Genomic DNA, 16582 nt, shown 5'->3' with positions numbered 1-16582 from the left:
GGCGGGAGCAACCTGCCTCCTGCCTGACATCAACGGGAGGACGACATGGCGGAGAGCGTCTACAAGGTCATCGAGTTGATCGGCACCAGCAAGGATTCCTGGGAGAAGGCCGCTGCGGCGGCGGTCAGCCGCGCCGGAAAATCGTTACGCGATCTCAGAGTGGCCGAGGTCGTGAAGCTCGATCTGCAACTGGATGCCAAAGGCGAGGTCGAGGCCTATCGTGCCAAGGTGAACGTCTCGTTCAAGTTCGAGGACTGATCGCGTTGATGAGTAGGGTGGGCAAAGGCGCGCACGCGCGGTGCCAACCATTTCCTTGAACAGGAAGATGGGGGGCACGCTTCGCTTTGCCCACCCTACGAATCTTCGGCTTCGCTACAGCGCCGGTAATGCGCTCACATAGACGTTGATCGCGCCTTCGGCTTCGGCGATTACGCGCAGCGTTTTTGAATCAAAGGCGATGTCGGCGAGCCGCAGCTTGCTGATCTCGGCCGAGACCCGCAGGCCGTCCTCGTTCTTCTGGAAGTCGGCGATCACGGCCGCAATCTTTTTCTGAGCATTGGCGGCGAACGGCTTGAGGTCGACGGTTGCCTTTTCCGCCAGCGTCTTCTGCAAGTGCGGGACGGCCGCGCGCGCCGCGGCGCCCAACAGTCCGAAGGCGGCCTCCGACTCGACGGCGAGTTCGATATCGGTCAGCCGCAGCATCTGCTCGGCCTGATCGAGCACCGGCCTTCCCCAGATGTGCACATTGGCCTCGCCGCCGAGGCCCAGAAAACTCTTCTTTTCCCTGGCGCTCACCAGCAGCGAAATCAGCAGGCGGTTACCCGACGCGGCGACGCTGGCGCGCTTGACGGTGACGTCGACCGAGCCGGAACCATCTTCCGGAAAAGTCTTTCCGGCGAACTGCGCTTCCACGATCTTGTTGATCTCGGTGAAGGGCATGTCGATGGGGACGCCGATCGCGACCCGTCCCGGCGTCGGCGGCACGATGTCGATCGTGGCGGGGAATGGGCAGGACGGCTTGGTCTCGGCCGGCGTGATCCGGGTCTCCGCCTCGATGCCGAGCGTCAGCGTAAGGTTCGACGCATCGACGCGCGGCTGCGCGGCAATCGCCCGCGTCGGCCGCAACTCCAGCCACAGCGTCGGCATCGTCGAACCGGCCGTCGTGCCCTGCAGCGGGATCGAGCGGCAGGCCTTGGCCCATTGCGCCCGCGCGTTCTGTTCGAAGGTCGGATCGTTGCGCATGCGCGCCTGCACCAGCGCGATCTGCTCGGCGACATTTTTGTCGATCAACGGCTTCACCTGCGCGGGCACGTTGACGCGCGCGCCGGCCACGGCAAGGCTGGTATCGCCGAGATTGACCTGTGCCGTCAGGTTCGGCTCGATGCGCCAGTTCGCGGCGATCTTCGGCCGCGCAGTGATGACGACGTTGCCCTTGATCTCGGCGCTGGCGTTGAGGTTCTTGATGTTCACGCTGCCGATCTGCTTGGCGACGTTGCCGCCGAGCAAGCCACCGAGCGCGTCGCCGACCGCACCGGTCGCCTTTGCCGACAGCGAGCCGGTGACGTTGAGCGTTCCCGTCAGCGGCGTCGCCATCGACAGCACGTCCTGCGCGCCAGTTGCGCTGATCGGCCCGCGCGAGGCGGTCCAGCCGATATCGGCATTCTGCAGGATCTGCGATATCGGATTGTCGGCCTTGCCGGTGAACGACCGCGGCGCGCCGCGGTCGGCGGCGTCGCGGATCGCTGACAGCGTCACCGCAATCGGCGCCATCACGGTGGATGCGCGCGGCGCCGGTGGCAGCGGCGGCAATTGGGCGAGCGCGGGCGGCCGGTTCGTCGCGCGCGGCGCGACGAAGTCCATGACCTTCAGGCTGGCTACAAACGAGACGATGAGGACCGCGAGTGCAATCGAAATCGTCTTGAGATGCATCGGCAGACGCATCGTCCCCCCGGATTCCCATTGAATCGCCCCAGGTATTTTACAGGGGCGGCGAGTGGGACGCCACTGCACATTGCCGCGACCTCCGGTCAATACAAGACGGCCCCGGTGATGCCGGGGCCGCACTTCGCGTTTTGAAAATCTTATAGGCTTAGCGGATGGTGCGGCCGAGATCGGCGCGGCGATCCGTCATCGGCAGCACGATCACCTTGGTGCCGACGCTGACCCGTGAATAGAGGTCGCTGACGTCTTGGTTGGTGAGGCGGAGGCAGCCCGAGGAAACGCGGGTTCCGATCGTCTCCGGGGCGTTGGTGCCGTGGATGCGATAGATGGTGCCGCCGAGATACATCGCGCGGGCGCCGAGTGGGTTGCCGGGGCCGCCGGCCATGTGGCGCGGCAGATAGGGCTGGCGGGCGATCATTTGCGGGGGCGGGGTCCAGGCCGGCCATTCGGCCTTGCGGGTGATCGTTTGCGTGCCGGACCAGGTGAACCCGTCGCGGCCGATGCCGATGCCGTAGCGCATTGCCTGGCCGTTGCCGAGCACCAGATAGAGATAGGTGTTCGGGGTATCGATGATGACCGTGCCCGGCGCCTCGCGGGTGGCGTAGCTCACGACCTGGCGGCGCAGGCGTGCCGGCAGCTCGGCCGTCCGGTCTTTTTCATCCCGGGGCACAGCCTGCACCGGCGGCGGGGCGGCTTCGATCTGCGGCAGGAAAAACGGAAACAGCGGCAGCGGAGCTGCGGCGGCGGGTGCGGAAAATGCAGTCGCGCCGATCGCCAGCGCGCCAAAAGCGGCGGCGGCGAAGCACGTGTTCAGCCTGAATGAATTAAACATTGGTCGCCCCTGTTTTAAATTTTGTCGCGCCGTTCTCGGCGCGTCGTTGGGGAAACCTGTACCGATGAACCGTTTCAGGACATTTGCACGAAATCGCCAAAATGGTTTCGTGGCGTTAGGGAATTGTTTCATTAAGGTTTCGTTGACGGCGGGGCCGGCGCGATTACTTCCCTCTCTCCCCCGGTGGGGACCTCAGGCGGTGCAGGCTTCTCGGGGCGCGGACGGCTGCGGGTTGGGCTCTGATGGTGGGGGCCCGGTTGTTATTAACGCTTGAGGTCGCCGCTGCTGCAATGGAAGGTGACACAGAGGCTGCGAAGGCCACGGGCTTGGCCGCGGGTTGCTGCGGCTGCGCGGACGCCGCGACTGGCGCATGGCTAACGTGACTGCTCTGGCGGCCCACATAGTAAGCCCCTAGCGCAGTGACACCCAGCAGAACGAGTAGCGCTTTTGCCCGCGTACCCGCACCGCTACCTTTAGCCGGTCTTTCGAACATTCATGGCCCGCTCAACCTCGTCGGCTAGTTGATCCAGATGCCGTGCCAGCCGATCGAACATTTCGCGCTTCGCTTTGTCGGTAGCCAAATCCCGGACGAGCGCGCATTCGGCCGCGTCTTTACGCAGCTTCTCCAGATGGGCTTGATAATCCTTCATCGTCCCGTGCCTGTCTTAATTTTCTATGACGGTGGCACGGAGAACAGGGAGCTGAACTAACAAATGTTAAGTCGGAATTTGGGAGATCCCCCCAGTGCCGGGTGCGATAAGGGCAATTTGTAGTTTCTCGATCTCTTCCCGAAAGGGCGTTTCGTCTCTAACTTGCTCGCACGTCCACGGGAGTATCGATCAGCGGCATCTGTGAGCGTGTGTAGAAGCCTTCCCGCATAACCGCGCCGCTTATCTCGTCACTGACAGTGCGCGCCGCTCGCTTTTTTCGCCAGCCGCTTGCTATTCCCGCAGGCAGTGGCGCTCCTCGTCGGATCACCAGAAGCTGGCTCTTTCCTCTAACGTATACGTCGAACATGCCGATCACCTCCAAGTCCGTTATAAGGCACGGCGTGTGTGGAATGAGGTGGCAAAAGCGCAACAGCTCGGCATGAAGCTACGACTAGAAATACCGCTGCGAATGAACGTACAGAGTTGCGTCATAATGGTTGCCTTCTCCCACAAGGGGAGAAGGGAACGTCAATCCGTCGTACAAGGGAAAATCGGCCAGACCAATTAGGTCTAACCGACGCGTATCCGCGGCGCGTCAACTGCGCCTGCTGCCGCGGCGAGCACGACGCGGCGGTCGGCGACCGCATGGTGGAATTGCTCGAGCGCCAGTCCGATCACCGACAGGTCGCCGTCCTCGACTGCGCCGTCGTCATAGCAATCGAGCGCGTGACGCAATATGCCGTCGGCTGTGTTCTGCATCTCTGCCAGCTCATCCGGCGTTTCCGCCTTGCGTACCCTGGATATCAGGTCGAGCAGTTCATCGCGATGGCCGACATACACCTCGCGTTCGTCCCTGTTCCAGTAGTGCTTGAACCAGGCGCCGACCGATCCCAGGCCCGAGAGGATCAGGACCGCGAACCAGATGTAGTCGGTGTATTTTTCGAGGAACGTTCGCTCGTTGCCGTCGATATAGGCAGCCGCGCCCGCATGCGCCGGTAACGCGGCATCCTTGTCGGTATCAGGCTTTTCGATCTGCGAGGCGGTCGGCAATTCGCGCGCGAGCTGCTGGCGGTTGGTGAAGAGCTGGCGGGCGAAGGTGGCAACCGCCGTGTCCGACAACGACTTCGGCGCGATGATCAGGTGGTTGATGGCAACGGTGTCGACCTTGTCTTCCGGCCGCTGCGGTGAGGAGCCGAAGATGCTGGCGGGAATCTCTTCGGATTCATAGACCGGGTTTTTCTTTGCGATCGCATCGGCGACGTCGATCGGCAGGAATTTCGGCTCGCCGCGGACGACAGCCGTCGCCGCGATCGCATCCACGGTGATCTTGCTCTTGAGCGGGCCGACCGCCATGAAGGCGTCGACCGACTGATCTTTCGCCATCTCGCCGATCTTGTCGGTGGCAAACTGGCTGATCGTGACCTTGTCGGGATTGATGCCGGACTCTTTCAGAATACTGCGCAGCAACGTGACATTGGCCTGCGTCCGCCCGATCACGCCGACGCGGTGGCCGGCGAGTTCTTCGAGACTCTTGATCTTGGGCGTGGGCTGTTTCTTCGAGCCCTTGGCGGGAAGGCCGGAAGGCGCCCACAGCACGACGACATTCTTGCGCAGGATCGCGACCGACTCGGCATTTTCAGGCAGGTTCAGGTCGCCGCGCGCCACCGCGAGATCGGCCTTGCCGGCCGTGAACAACGCGATGCTCTCCGCCGTTCCTTCCGTCGTGACCACCGACAGCCGCACCGAGCTGCCCTCGCGCGCGAACGTCTGCGCCATCAACTGGATCAGTTTCTGGTCTTCGCTGCCGGCAGGCCCGACCGCAATCCGTAGCGTCGTCGGGCGCAACACGTAATACAGCGTGCCGGCGGCGACGCCGAATGCGAGCATGCCGGCGGCAAGGATCAGAAGCGCGTAGCTCCTCCGCTGTCGCCGCCGGCGGGATCGCGCAGGTTCGTTGTTCGAGTCTGACATCATTCTGTCACGTTACCTGAAAAGCGTGGAGATGGATTTAAAAAACAACCTTACAGAACGATGACGTCATACGCTTGAAATATCCATGTCCCAACGTCGGATTTGAGAATCATTAATCTCGGGTCCGGGACATGAAGATACTGATTGCGACCGATGCGTGGCATCCGCAGGTGAACGGCGTCGTCCGTACGCTGACGTCGCTGGCGAAGAGCGCCGTCGCGCTTGGCGCCGACATCAGCTTCCTCACCCCGGACGGATTTCCCTCGATGGCGTTGCCGACCTATCCTGGCTTGCGCGTCGCGCTGCCGAATCGCCGCGAGATCGCGCGCCGGATCGAGGCGGCGGCGCCGGATGCCATTCACATCGCGACCGAGGGGCCGATCGGCTGGATGGTGCGCGCCTATTGCCGCCGTCGCAAACTCGCGTTTACGACGTCCTATACGACGCGCTTTCCCGAATATGTCGCCGTCCGCACCGGGCTTCCCGTGGCCGTTGGCTATGCCGTGCTGCGGCACTTTCATGCCGCGTCCTCCACGACCATGGTCGCGACCGATTCGCTGCGGCAGGAACTCGGCGCGAGGGGGTTTCGCAAACTCGGCTTCTGGACGCGGGGCGTCGACACCGAACTGTTCAATCCGCATACACCCACAGCGCTCGATCTTCCGCGGCCGATCTTCATGACCATGGGCCGCGTCGCCGTGGAAAAGAATCTCGAAGCGTTTCTGTCGCTCGACTTGCCGGGATCGAAAGTGGTCATCGGCGACGGACCGCAGAAGGCGCTACTCGCAAAGCAATTCCCCGACGCGATTTTCCTCGGCGAGAAGAAGGGCTCGGACCTGACCGCACATCTTGCGGCTGCCGACGTCTTCGTGTTTCCGAGCCTCACCGATACGTTCGGCGTCGTGCAGCTCGAGGCATTGGCCTGCGGTACGCCGGTTGCGGCGTTCCCGGTCACCGGCCCGAAGGATGTCATCGCCGATTATCCCATCGGTGCGATCGATACCGATCTGCGCAGCGCGTGCCTGCGCGCGCTGATGATGTCGCGCGAGGCCTGCCGAAATTTTGCGCTTTCGCGTTCCTGGGAAAACAGTGCGCGGCAGTTCATCGGCAACCTGACGGCGTTGCAGCCGAGCCGGGCGCTGCGGCCGGTGCGCCGGGCGCCCGCCGCGAGCGCCGTGCAGGGTTGAATATCAAACCAGTCATACAAGTGAGACGAGAAGGCAGAACCAACCATGGCAGACATCATCAAGCTTGACGGTAGCAGGACCCTCGATTTCGACCGCGAAACGGTCGAGCAGGCCTATGATCGCTGGGCGCCGGTCTACGACCTCGTGTTCGGGGGCGTGTTCAGCAAGGGCCGCAAGGCTGCGATCCAGGCCACCAACAAGATCGGTGGCCGCGTGCTGGAGGTCGGCGTCGGCACCGGCATTTCGTTGCCGCTCTACGCGCCGCATCTGCGCATCTTCGGCACCGATATTTCGGAAGCGATGCTGGAGAAGGCGAAGAAGCGCGTCGACGAGCTCGACCTGAAGAACGTCGAGGGGCTTGCGGTGATGGACGCTGAAAACCTCGAATTCCCCGACGATTCGTTCGACGTCGTGATGGCGCAATATGTCGTCACCGCGGTGCCGAACCCCGAAAAGGCGCTGGACGAATTTGCCCGCGTGCTGCGGCCGGGCGGCGAACTCATCATCCTGACCCGCGTCAGCGCCGATGCCGGCATGCGCCGCTTCATCGAGCAGCGCCTGCAGCCGGTGGTTCGTCCGCTCGGCTTCCGCACCGCCGAGTTCGCCTGGTCGCGCTATGCGCAATGGCTGGCCGGCGCGCGCTGCATCGAACTGGCGGAGCGCCGCCTGGTGCCGCCGCTCGGACATTTCTCCCTGGTGCGTTTTCGCAAAGTCGGCGTCGCTGCGGCGGCCTGACGCGTAGCAGCTGCTGTCGCGTCATCGCGTCGCTGCAAGCCGTCACATGTCAGTATGATGATGTCACATGCTGGACATCGAATCTCAGTAAACACAAACCCGAAAGCATTTGGGGGTAGAGAATGATCAAGAACTTCCTGCAGGAACTGCGAACCCAGCGCTGGGACGACCATCGCTACTATCACCACAGCCGCATCAACCAGTCGCTGCACTTCGTCAGCGCCGCGAGCTTTCTGTTCGCCTATGCAATGCTGTTCTTCGATCCCGTGGTGTCGGCGCTGGTCGGCTGGCTGGTTTCGATGACCAGCCGTCAGGCCGGTCACTTCTTCTTCGAGCCGCGCGGCTATGATCACGTCAATCACGCGACCCATGAGCACAAGGAAGAGATCAAGGTCGGCTACAACCTGCAGCGCAAGGTCGTGCTGATGACGATCTGGGCGCTGTCGCCGCTGGTGCTGTATTTCAGTCCGACGCTGTTCGGACTGGTCGAGCCCTGGACCACGAACGCCGATTTCATGCGCCAGGTTGCCAAGGTCTGGCTCGCGGTCGGCATCGGCGGGTTACTGTTCCGCACCGTGCACCTGTTCTTCATCCGCGACGTCGAGACCGGTCTGGTCTGGATGACGAAGATACTCACCGACCCCTTCAGCGATCTCAAGCTGTACTACAAGGCGCCGCTGGCGCTCATGAAGGGCGAATTGATCGACCCCGGCCTCGAGAAGCACGTCAAGCACGCGTGAGTGCTGAGACATACGAAACGCCGTCATGCCCGGGCTTGTCCCGGGCATCCACGTTCTTAGGCGCTAGCGACAAGCAATGTCATCAACAAGGAAGACGTGGATGGGACAAGCCCGGCCATGACGAGAGGCGATAGAGCCTTAGCGCCCGAACCTCTTGGCAAGCATCTCTTTCAGAATCTGCCGCTTGATGTTCTTGTTGGTCAGCGAAGCGTCATGCCACCACCAGCCGTCGCGCTTCATCTTCTCGGTGGCCGCGACAAAGCGATCGGCGACCTCGGTGAAATCCGCGTCTGTGTAGTTGAGGCTGAAGATCAGCCGGCCGGTTCCAACCCAGCTCAGCGCCAGGCCCTCGGCGCGCAGATAGTATTGAAGCATCCAATTGTAGCGGGACGGCTCGGTATATTGCACCATCCAGATCGAGGAGAAATTGCTAACGCGGACGGGCAACTCCTTTGCCGCCAGCCGCGCGTTCAGCGCCTCGGCGCGTCCGTTCCAGGTCTCGTCGAGCCCCTGATAGACGGCATTGAAGTTCGGGCTGGCGAGGCGACTGAGGAATTCATCCATCGCCGTCATCACGTAGGGATGCGAATTGAAGGTGCCGCGCGCAAAGCAGACATCGACGGGACGGTCGTCGCGGAAGCGACGCATCAACTCCTTAGCGCCGCAGACCACGCCGACGGGAAGGCCGCCTGCGAGGCTCTTGCCGTAAGTGACCATGTCGGCGCGGACGCCAAAATATTCCTGAGCGCCGCCGGCGGCGAGGCGGAAGCCGACGAAGATTTCATCGAAGATCAAAACGATGCCGCGCTCGGTACAGACCTCGCGGAGCTTCTTCAGCCATTCCGTGTAAGCCTCGCGATCGAACGCACCCTTGCGGGAACTGTCGACGAGTGCGGAATCGCCGGGTGCGTTGGCATTCGGATGCAGCGCCTGCAGCGGATTGACCAGCACGCAGGCGATGTCCTTGCGCGTACGCAGCACATGCAGCGTCCGCTCCGACATGTCGGCCAGCGTATAGGTCTCGTGCGGCGACACCGGATTGCCGACGCCGGGCTGCACGTCGCCCCACCAGCCGTGATAAGCGCCGGCGAAGCGCACCAGATGCGTACGCTTGGTGTGGTAGCGCGCGAGCCGCACCGCCTGCATCACCGCTTCGGTGCCGGACATGTGGAACGAGACTTCGTCGAGCCCGGAAATCTCGCACAGCCGGCGGACGTTGTCGGTGATGACGGGGTGATAGGGACCAAGCACGGGGCCGAGCGCATGGGCGCGCTTCTCGGCTTCCGTGATGCATTCCTTGTAGAAGTCGTTGCCGAAAATATTGACGCCGTAGGAGCCGGTCAGGTCGTAGAACACATTGCCGTCGACATCGGTGACGGTGACGCCGGCGGAGGACTCCATGAAGGCGCCGGTGCCGAGGTTTTCACGCACCAGCCGGCTGTACTGGAACGGCACCCGGTAGCTTTCGGTGAACTGCAGGTCGGAGATGTGGGTCGCGGCCTCGGCCGTCATCTTCCGGCCCTTGGCGTAGCGCTCCTCATAGAGGCAGGCGAGGCGGAAGAAGGCGTCCTGACGCTGCATGGCGACGTTGTCGGGCGCGTCGTCGGAGCGGAAGAAGCCGTCGATATCGAATTCATAATGCGGCACCAGCCGCGCGACCATTTTGGACATTTTGGAATGTCCTGATAGCGAGCGGTGCTTGGCGCGAGACAATGCGAGCCGCGCCTGCAATTTGGGGAAGACTGCCGCGGCGCTAGCGACCGCAGCGGCGGACAGGGAAAGAATCGGAAGGGACGAATCCATGCCTGAAGCGCTAGCCAATCCTGCTGACAGATTGATGACAATCCGGGGCCTGATCGCCCGCTTCACGCAACAGGAGGACCTGAATTTCCTCCTGACCAACCGCATCCCGCGGGCGGCGCTGACGCGCTTCATGGGCTGGTTCAGCAAGATCGAGAACCCGTTTGTGCGCGATGCCTCGATCGCCTGCTGGCGGCTGTTTTCCGATCTCGATCTGTCGGAGGCGAAAAAGACCGAATTCAAAAGCCTGCACGATTGTTTTACTCGTGAGCTGCGGCCCGGCCTGCGCCCAGTCGATCCCGATCCGGCCGTCGTGGCCAGCCCCTCCGATGGGATCATTGGTGCGTTCGGCAAGATCGCCGATACCGAACTGTTCCAGATCAAGGGCGCGCCTTACTCGCTGCTCGATCTGCTCGGCGATCCCGCGCTGGTCGAGCAGCACCGCAACGGCCGCTTCCTCACGCTGCGGCTGACGTCGAGCATGTATCATCGCTTCCACGCGCCCTATGACGCCACGATCAAGAGGGTGACGTTCATCCATGGCGATGTCTGGAACGTCAATCCGATCGCGCTGAAGCGGGTGGAGCGTTTGTTCTGCAAGAACGAGCGCGCGGTGCTGCGCACGCGGCTTTCGACCGGCGAGGCGCTGACGCTGGTGCCGGTCGCCGCCATTCTTGTCGCCAGCATCCGCCTGCATTTCCTCGATGTCACGCTCAACGCGCAGAGCAGGGGACCGGTGGACTTCGCCTGCTTTGCGCGGGTCAAGAAAGGCGACGAACTCGGCTGGTTCGAGCACGGCTCGACCATCATCGTGCTGGCGCCGGAGAGTTTCGAATTCGCCGACGGTGTCGTGGAGGGAGCACGCATTCGCGCCGGCGAGCCGTTGTTGCGGAAACCGCAGATTTAGGCTCGATTCTCCGCGCCCATCCCTCTATATGCTCGCGCTCGCACTGGATTCGCTAGGTGCGATAACGCGGGAAGAGAGAGATGGCGCGAACGCCTGTGATGGCGGCGGGAGGCATTGTGTTGCGGCAGGGGCAAACGCCGCTGGTCGCCGTCGTGCGCCTGCGCAAGCGCAACGAATGGGTTTTGCCCAAGGGCAAGCTCGACGACGGCGAGACGCCGCGCGCCGCCGCCGAACGCGAAGTGATGGAAGAAACCGGCCACGATGTTGCCGTCCACGAATTTTTGGGCACGCTGGTTTATGAGTCTCGCGGCGGTTCCAAGGTCGTGCACTACTGGCGCATGGAAGCCGGCCACACGCCGGTGCGGGAATTGATGCGCGATGTAAAGGCGGTGGACTGGCTGCCGCTGGGGGAGGCCGTCGAACGGCTGTCGCGCGGCTACGAGCGCGCGTTTCTGCAACATGTCGGCCCGATCGCACTGGCCGCGGCGAACGGTGTCGGAAGCGTGGTGTTGCCGCAAGCGGCACAGCCTGCGTTGCAAGAGCACAAGACGGACCGCGAAGGCTTTCTTCAAAACCTGCTTCGACTTTTTCGCTAGCTCGTGTCCCGGGCGCGATGCAGCGCGCCAGCGATGCGTCGCAGAACCGGGACCCAAATCGCGGGGCGGATAGTGGGCCCCGGCTCTGCGGCGCACCACTTCGTGGCGCACCGCGTCCGGGGCACGCAAGTGGAAACCGCTAGCGCAATTCCTTTGGCGGTGGCTTGCCGCGTCGCAGAAGAATTGTTTCGTTGCTGGAGCATGATCCCTCAGATGGCCGCCGGGTATCGCGCCGTTTCCACTACTTTTCCGCAATCTCGCCCAAGGTTGGCAATGTCCCTTCGGCACGGATCGGCTATAATCTGATTCTGGCGCGGCCCATGCCTCCCCCCTCCGTCGGGAAAGCATCGTTCATGCGGGGCCATTTCGACCATCGAACCAACTGTTCGAGCACCAAGCATAAGGAGGGGTTGTGATCATTGCTCGCAATAGGAGGTTCTTCGATGAAGCTGTCTGCGCCCCTTTATCACTTGAAGCGTAAGGCCAAACTTCTATCCCGTGCAGAAATTATCCCGCTGCACGAGGCGCTCGACCGCATTGCCAGGCAACAGGGTTATAGCGCCTGGAGTTTGCTCGCGGCTAAAATGACGGCAACCGCGCCCGCCGAAAAACTGTTTGCGCGGCTGGCTCCCGGCGACCTGGTGCTGGTGGGTGCACGCCCGGGCCAGGGCAAAACCCTGATGAGCCTCGAACTCGCCGTGCAGGCCATGAAGTCCGGCAGTCGAGGCGTGTTCTTCACGCTAGAGTACACGGAAAAGGACATGCTGGATCGTTTCCGGGCCATCGGCGTGGCGCGGGAGGATTTTGCCGGCCTGTTTGAATTCGACAGCTCCGACGAGATGAGTTCGGACTACATCGTCAAGCGGCTGGCAGGCGCGCCTCGCGGCACCCTGGTGGTCGTGGACTATCTGCAACTGCTCGACCAGAAGCGTGAGAATCCGGAATTGATGGTTCAGGTTCGCACCCTGCAGTCGTTCGCGCGCGATCGCGGGCTGATCTTCGTTTTTATCTCCCAGATCGATCGGTCGTACGATCCGTTGAAGAAACCATGCCCCGATCTGGAAGATGTCAGGTTGCCGAATCCGCTGGATCTGAGCCTCTTCACCAAGACATGTTTCCTGAACAACGGTGAGGTTCAGTTTCGGGCGGCAAGCTAAAGCGTTTTCGGGCGAAGCATAGAGGAGGCCCTGTGGCGAACCACAGGACCGACGCAAGCTGGACAAACGCAAGGTAATTGGCGGCGAGCTTGTGTGCCGCGTTGCGAGCCGACGGCACCGCTTGTTTTGCGTCGACCGGTTGAGCCGGCAACCCAAACCGGACATCGTTGCCTCGCGAGACCCACACTGCGTCGGGGCGGCCTGTTCCCTAAAGTGCGGGGGCATCAGAGCCAAGGGTAAGTTATGTCATCCTTTGCCGCGCGGCTCTTTCTTGTGCGATAATTCCATCCAGCCGCGATATGTTCTCGAGCAAGCGCTGGCTGGTCAGCACAAGAAAGTAATAGCCGAATTGTGGATTCTGAAAATAAATCTCGAGCAGCTTTTCATAAGTTATAGTCATCACCTGCCCGTCTTCGATGCATTCGACGGTCGCGGTTCTGCGCTGACTGGGAGTAAGGAAACCGAGTTCGCCCATGAGACGTCCCGGCGGAAGCTCGACGTCGATTTCCTTTACCAAAAACCTTCCTGTGACCGTTAGAAACATTTCGGAAGCTGCGTCATCCTTCTTGAACAATTTATCTCCCCGGCGATATCTGCGCTCGGTCATGAAAGGTTTGAGCCATTCCAATGAGGTGTCGCCCTCCGTCGCGATACGTGCCCTTTTGATCAGGTTGAGCATTTGACGGAGGCGGATTGCATTGATCGGCAGCAACAACAGATAGAGGATGAAAGCCCCGACATTTCCCGAGAGCGCGCCATAGGCGACGAAGAACATACAGCCGACCATGTTCGCGACGCGCAGCGGCACTATTGTATGCATCAGCAAGGTAGCGACAAGAAAGATGGCGCCAACCAGAGCGAACATGTTGGCAAGCGTGATATTGGCCAGCACAATTTCCAGCAGCCGGTTGAATAGTGCGTCGTAGGTGATGTTGTTCGGATCGAGACCCATCTGAATCAGAATCTTTGCGATCCTGAGATTGTCCGCCGCCGTATCAAGAATGCGGTCTAGTATCGTCGAAAGATCTGCAAGGCTGGACTCCATCGGATCATCCTTCGCGCAAAGCCGTCGCCAGCGGTCTCGGTGCAATCGATGGATTTTACCTCGGGCGATGATTTCGGCAATTGGCCGCTCCTGGTTGGTTTTGCCGTCGTATCTGCCCCCGAGCTGAAGGGAGGTAACGCCGGCTCCCAGGCGGCTTTCGCAAGTGGGGAGCAATCAATAGTGCCGCACAAATCGGGAACTTCCGAGTCTGGCACCTCTCGGAAATCGCGGGTGGGGCAAGCAATATCTGCTGTCGATGGTAAAGCAGACATCCCAACTGGACCTCTCTGAGTCCGCTTTTGACCGGCAACACCAAACGGACATGCGGAAGTAGTCCGCTATCGGGCTAGCCTCATTTGCGCGATGCGGCGTACCGTCGGTGGTCCGTGTTCGGTCTTCAGTTTGTGCTTCCCAGGCGAGAGCACGCTACGGGGGGAAGCCTCTCACAGGATATTGGACCGTGGTCCAATATCGAACCCGACGCATGCTCCACTACTGTCGCAAAAATGCGGTGGATTTTACGGATCCAAACGCAGGGGCGCGCAGCTGAACTGGCGGAGCGTCAGAAGCTGGGAAACTGGGACCAGACATTGCGAGGGCATTATGAAAATTCACCGGATGGCTCAAGTCGCTTTCGTCGCCCTATTGCTGCTCATGGGTTTTACGAGGGCATGCTTCGCTGAAACCGGCACAGTGAGCGTCGTGTTTACCAAGGGAGGTTTTATCGTCGATGTCGGCGGCGGCCAGGGTGTGCTTACCTTTCGGGGCAAGAAGTATCCCTTCACGGTTTCGGGCATGAGCTTGGGCCTTCAGATCGGCGCCTCCACCAGTAAGTTCGTAGGCAGGGCACTGAACTTGCGGCGCGCCGGCGATCTCGCAGGCAGCTATGCCGTCGCCGGCGCAGGCGGTGCGATCGCCGCCGGAGCAGGGGGCGTGCAATTACAGAACGCCAACGGCGTCATCCTGCAGCTCAGTGGTGCCCGGGTCGGTGCTGAGGTGTCGGCTGCCGTGGGCGGGGTGACCATCACAATGCGATAAGAAGCAGGTCCGCCGACTGGAGTCCGAACCTCTGCAAACTTCATGTGCTGTGGCGGGCTGGAACATTCAGCGGCGCTGAGTTTTTTTGCCGGTGCGCCCGGCAACTCCTTGCATCACGTTTGGGAGCCGCAATGATGAAGTGCACCAAATCGACGAAAGAGAAGCGAAGCGCCGCCATTAGAAATGTCCTGATCGCACTTGCTGGCATGGTTGCGGTGTTCGGCAGCGGTGCGCTGGCGCAGACATCACCAGTTGCGCCCACTGGCTCGGCAGTACTGGCATTTGGCGTGCTAGTTGGCCGGTGGGCACGAACCGAAGGCCCATACGTAATCAACATCAGTGCTGTTGATGAAAACGGCAAGCTTGACGCCAGTTATGCCAATCCGAGGCCGCTACCCTTTCACACCGCAGAAGTTACCCGCGACGGAAACGCGCTCAAGCTATTCTTTGAATTGCGCGCTGGCGGTTACGGCGGCTCAACTTACACACTCAAATATGATGCCGCGAGCGACAGTCTGAGAGGCGTCTACGACCAAGTTGTCGTAAAGCAAAAGTTCGACGTGGTTTTTAATCGTACGAAGTGACGGTACCCGGCGCAATTTGACGATGCGCATAAAGAAGGCCCTGTGGCGAACCACAGGGCCTCAAGTCTCGGGGAGAAAGTAGTCAGCTCACGCGCTTCCAGGTCTGGCCGCCGCAGAACATGCCGCCGAAGGCGCAGCCCTGGACCTTGAGCGTGCTGGCGCCCTTCAGCGCAATCGTCGAGTCGTAGTTGCGGCCGCTGCTGGGATCATGAATCCGGCCGGTCCACTTGCTGCCCTGCGGCTTCATGTTGATCAGGATCCGTTCGCCGGTGTTGACGGAATAACCGCACAGATTGGCGCCGCATTCCTCGACGCGAACGTTGCCCTTGTTCTCTTCCGTCGCCCAGATGCCGATCGGCGAGTTCGGATCGGACGCGGCGGCTGCGGCCATCGGAGCCGGTTGCGGCGCGGGCGCAGGCGCGGCTGCGACCGGCGCGGGCGGCGGAGGCGGAGCAGGCGGCGCAACTTCGGTCCGTGCCGGCGTCGCGGCTGCGACGGTCGTCTGGGCGGGGGCGGGTGTCACCGCTGTTGCGGCGGGAGCAGGGGGCTGCGGCGCGGTGGCCTGCGCCGGAGCCGGAGCGGGCGGTGCCGGCGCGGTGTCGGCGACGTCATCGTCCTTGCTCTTGGAGCCCATGCCCTTGAGATCGATATTGCCGAGCGTGCCGTTATAGCCGGGCGCGGTGACCTTGATGCAGGAAATGGCGTTGCAGTTGCGCGGCGCCTCAACACGAACGCGCTCGCCGTTGATCTGGAGGGTAATCCCGCCGGCATGCGCCGAGGTCGTGGCCATCAACAATGCGGCGAAGATGTAGAGCTTCTTCATGACAGCCTCCTGAGCGGCTTTGTGAACGGGCGGCGGTGAACGTTGGCGGACCCTATGCGGGAGGCGAGGGTACGTTCTGTGATGTAGATCACGCGGCGCCTGCAAGCGTCGCAACGGCGCAAATCGGTGATTCAAATCACATCCAGTCGAGGTTCCCCGCGATTAGCTTTCCGCATCACCCGCGGGAGGCTTCGATGAAACGATTTTGTTTTCTCGCCGTGCTGATAGCGCTCAATTCATCGGCCCATGCCGGCAGGTCGATTTCATTCAGCGTCGGTAGCCACCGGGTGCACATCGAATCCTCCAGGCATTGCCATTCGGTGTCGTGTGCCAGAATGTCGATCTCCAGAAGCCTCGATTGGCGCCGCAAGCGTGATCGCTATGACGGTGATCGCGACGTGGCAGTGCCGGCAAAGCCTGCGCCATCAGCGCCACCCGCGCCACAGACGGTTTCGCCGCCGGCACCGCCGGCGACCACGGTGCCAGCCAAGACCATTGTTGCCGCGCCGCCGCCGGCCGTTTACACGACGGCCGCATCGAGAAGCCAGCCCATCGCTGCGCCTCCGCCACCTCCGC

Annotated in this window: 15 protein-coding genes and 2 pseudogenes; 10 read left to right on the top strand and 7 right to left on the bottom strand. The window is 61.8% G+C overall.

Going from position 1 to position 16582, the window contains the following annotated elements; translation table 11 throughout:
* Positions 1-45 precede the first annotated feature (45 nt).
* Positions 46-258: a dodecin family protein gene (locus IVB22_RS20630; RefSeq protein WP_247519119.1), complete on the top strand. Its 213-nt coding sequence runs from the start codon at positions 46-48 to the stop codon at positions 256-258.
* 114 nt (positions 259-372) lie between these two features.
* Here IVB22_RS20630 and IVB22_RS20625 read toward each other — a convergent pair whose 3' ends face one another.
* The 4 genes from IVB22_RS20625 to IVB22_RS20610 all read right to left on the bottom strand — a co-directional run bounded on the left by IVB22_RS20625 (position 373) and on the right by IVB22_RS20610 (position 5394).
* On the bottom strand, positions 373-1941 hold the full coding sequence (locus tag IVB22_RS20625; protein WP_247519118.1) for a DUF4403 family protein: 1569 nt from the start codon (positions 1939-1941) through the stop codon (positions 373-375).
* Between the two features lie 148 nt (positions 1942-2089).
* Entirely contained in the window at positions 2090-2773 is a 684-nt protein-coding gene (locus IVB22_RS20620) for a L,D-transpeptidase (protein WP_247519117.1), read from the bottom strand.
* 473 nt (positions 2774-3246) lie between these two features.
* Positions 3247-3423, bottom strand: coding sequence for a hypothetical protein (locus IVB22_RS20615; RefSeq protein WP_247519116.1), 177 nt, complete (start codon positions 3421-3423; stop codon positions 3247-3249).
* 570 nt (positions 3424-3993) lie between these two features.
* A complete protein-coding gene (locus IVB22_RS20610) occupies positions 3994-5394 on the bottom strand; it encodes a TAXI family TRAP transporter solute-binding subunit (protein ID WP_247519115.1) in 1401 nt (466 codons plus the stop codon).
* 131 nt (positions 5395-5525) lie between these two features.
* On the opposite strand from IVB22_RS20610, the gene IVB22_RS20605 reads away from it, so the two are divergent.
* The 3 genes from IVB22_RS20605 to IVB22_RS20595 all read left to right on the top strand — a co-directional run bounded on the left by IVB22_RS20605 (position 5526) and on the right by IVB22_RS20595 (position 8056).
* On the top strand, positions 5526-6581 hold the full coding sequence (locus tag IVB22_RS20605; RefSeq protein WP_247519114.1) for a glycosyltransferase family 1 protein: 1056 nt from the start codon (positions 5526-5528) through the stop codon (positions 6579-6581).
* A 45-nt stretch (positions 6582-6626) separates the two neighbouring features.
* Complete coding sequence (locus IVB22_RS20600; protein ID WP_247519113.1) at positions 6627-7316, top strand: class I SAM-dependent methyltransferase; 690 nt, start codon at positions 6627-6629, stop codon at positions 7314-7316.
* Positions 7317-7438: 122 nt separating this feature from the next.
* Positions 7439-8056: a hypothetical protein gene (locus IVB22_RS20595; RefSeq protein WP_247519112.1), complete on the top strand. Its 618-nt coding sequence runs from the start codon at positions 7439-7441 to the stop codon at positions 8054-8056.
* Between the two features lie 138 nt (positions 8057-8194).
* Here IVB22_RS20595 and IVB22_RS20590 read toward each other — a convergent pair whose 3' ends face one another.
* Positions 8195-9859, bottom strand: a complete 1665-nt coding sequence (locus IVB22_RS20590; protein WP_247519111.1) for an aminotransferase class III-fold pyridoxal phosphate-dependent enzyme — start codon at positions 9857-9859, stop codon at positions 8195-8197.
* 34 nt (positions 9860-9893) lie between these two features.
* Here IVB22_RS20590 and asd point away from each other — a divergent pair, with 34 nt between their 5' ends.
* From asd to IVB22_RS20575, 3 genes and pseudogenes are all read left to right on the top strand, one after another.
* Positions 9894-10763, top strand: a complete 870-nt coding sequence (gene asd / locus IVB22_RS20585; RefSeq protein ID WP_247519267.1) for an archaetidylserine decarboxylase — start codon at positions 9894-9896, stop codon at positions 10761-10763.
* An 80-nt stretch (positions 10764-10843) separates the two neighbouring features.
* A pseudogene (locus tag IVB22_RS20580) lies at positions 10844-11341 on the top strand (NUDIX hydrolase); the annotation flags it as partial.
* A gap of 461 nt (positions 11342-11802) precedes the next feature.
* Positions 11803-12516, top strand: a complete 714-nt coding sequence (locus IVB22_RS20575) for a DNA helicase (RefSeq protein ID WP_247519109.1) — start codon at positions 11803-11805, stop codon at positions 12514-12516.
* Between the two features lie 241 nt (positions 12517-12757).
* Here the strand turns inward: IVB22_RS20575 and IVB22_RS20570 are convergent, their stop codons facing one another.
* Positions 12758-13561, bottom strand: coding sequence for a Crp/Fnr family transcriptional regulator (locus tag IVB22_RS20570; RefSeq protein ID WP_247519108.1), 804 nt, complete (start codon positions 13559-13561; stop codon positions 12758-12760).
* A 618-nt stretch (positions 13562-14179) separates the two neighbouring features.
* Here IVB22_RS20570 and IVB22_RS20565 point away from each other — a divergent pair.
* Positions 14180-14599: a hypothetical protein gene (locus IVB22_RS20565; RefSeq protein WP_247519266.1), complete on the top strand. Its 420-nt coding sequence runs from the start codon at positions 14180-14182 to the stop codon at positions 14597-14599.
* A 134-nt stretch (positions 14600-14733) separates the two neighbouring features.
* Positions 14734-15183, top strand: coding sequence for a hypothetical protein (locus tag IVB22_RS20560; RefSeq protein WP_247519107.1), 450 nt, complete (start codon positions 14734-14736; stop codon positions 15181-15183).
* A gap of 82 nt (positions 15184-15265) precedes the next feature.
* Here the strand turns inward: IVB22_RS20560 and IVB22_RS20555 are convergent, their stop codons facing one another.
* Complete coding sequence (locus IVB22_RS20555; RefSeq protein WP_247519106.1) at positions 15266-16006, bottom strand: DUF2147 domain-containing protein; 741 nt, start codon at positions 16004-16006, stop codon at positions 15266-15268.
* Between the two features lie 194 nt (positions 16007-16200).
* Here IVB22_RS20555 and IVB22_RS20550 point away from each other — a divergent pair.
* Positions 16201-16582 (top strand): annotated as a pseudogene (locus tag IVB22_RS20550) (hypothetical protein); the annotation flags it as partial.

The sequence above is a fragment of the Bradyrhizobium sp. 190 genome (assembly GCF_023073415.1).
Taxonomy (GTDB): Bacteria; Pseudomonadota; Alphaproteobacteria; order Rhizobiales; family Xanthobacteraceae; genus Bradyrhizobium.
Note: the sequence above shows the minus strand (reverse complement) of the source record. Positions and strands in the feature narration are given on the sequence as shown.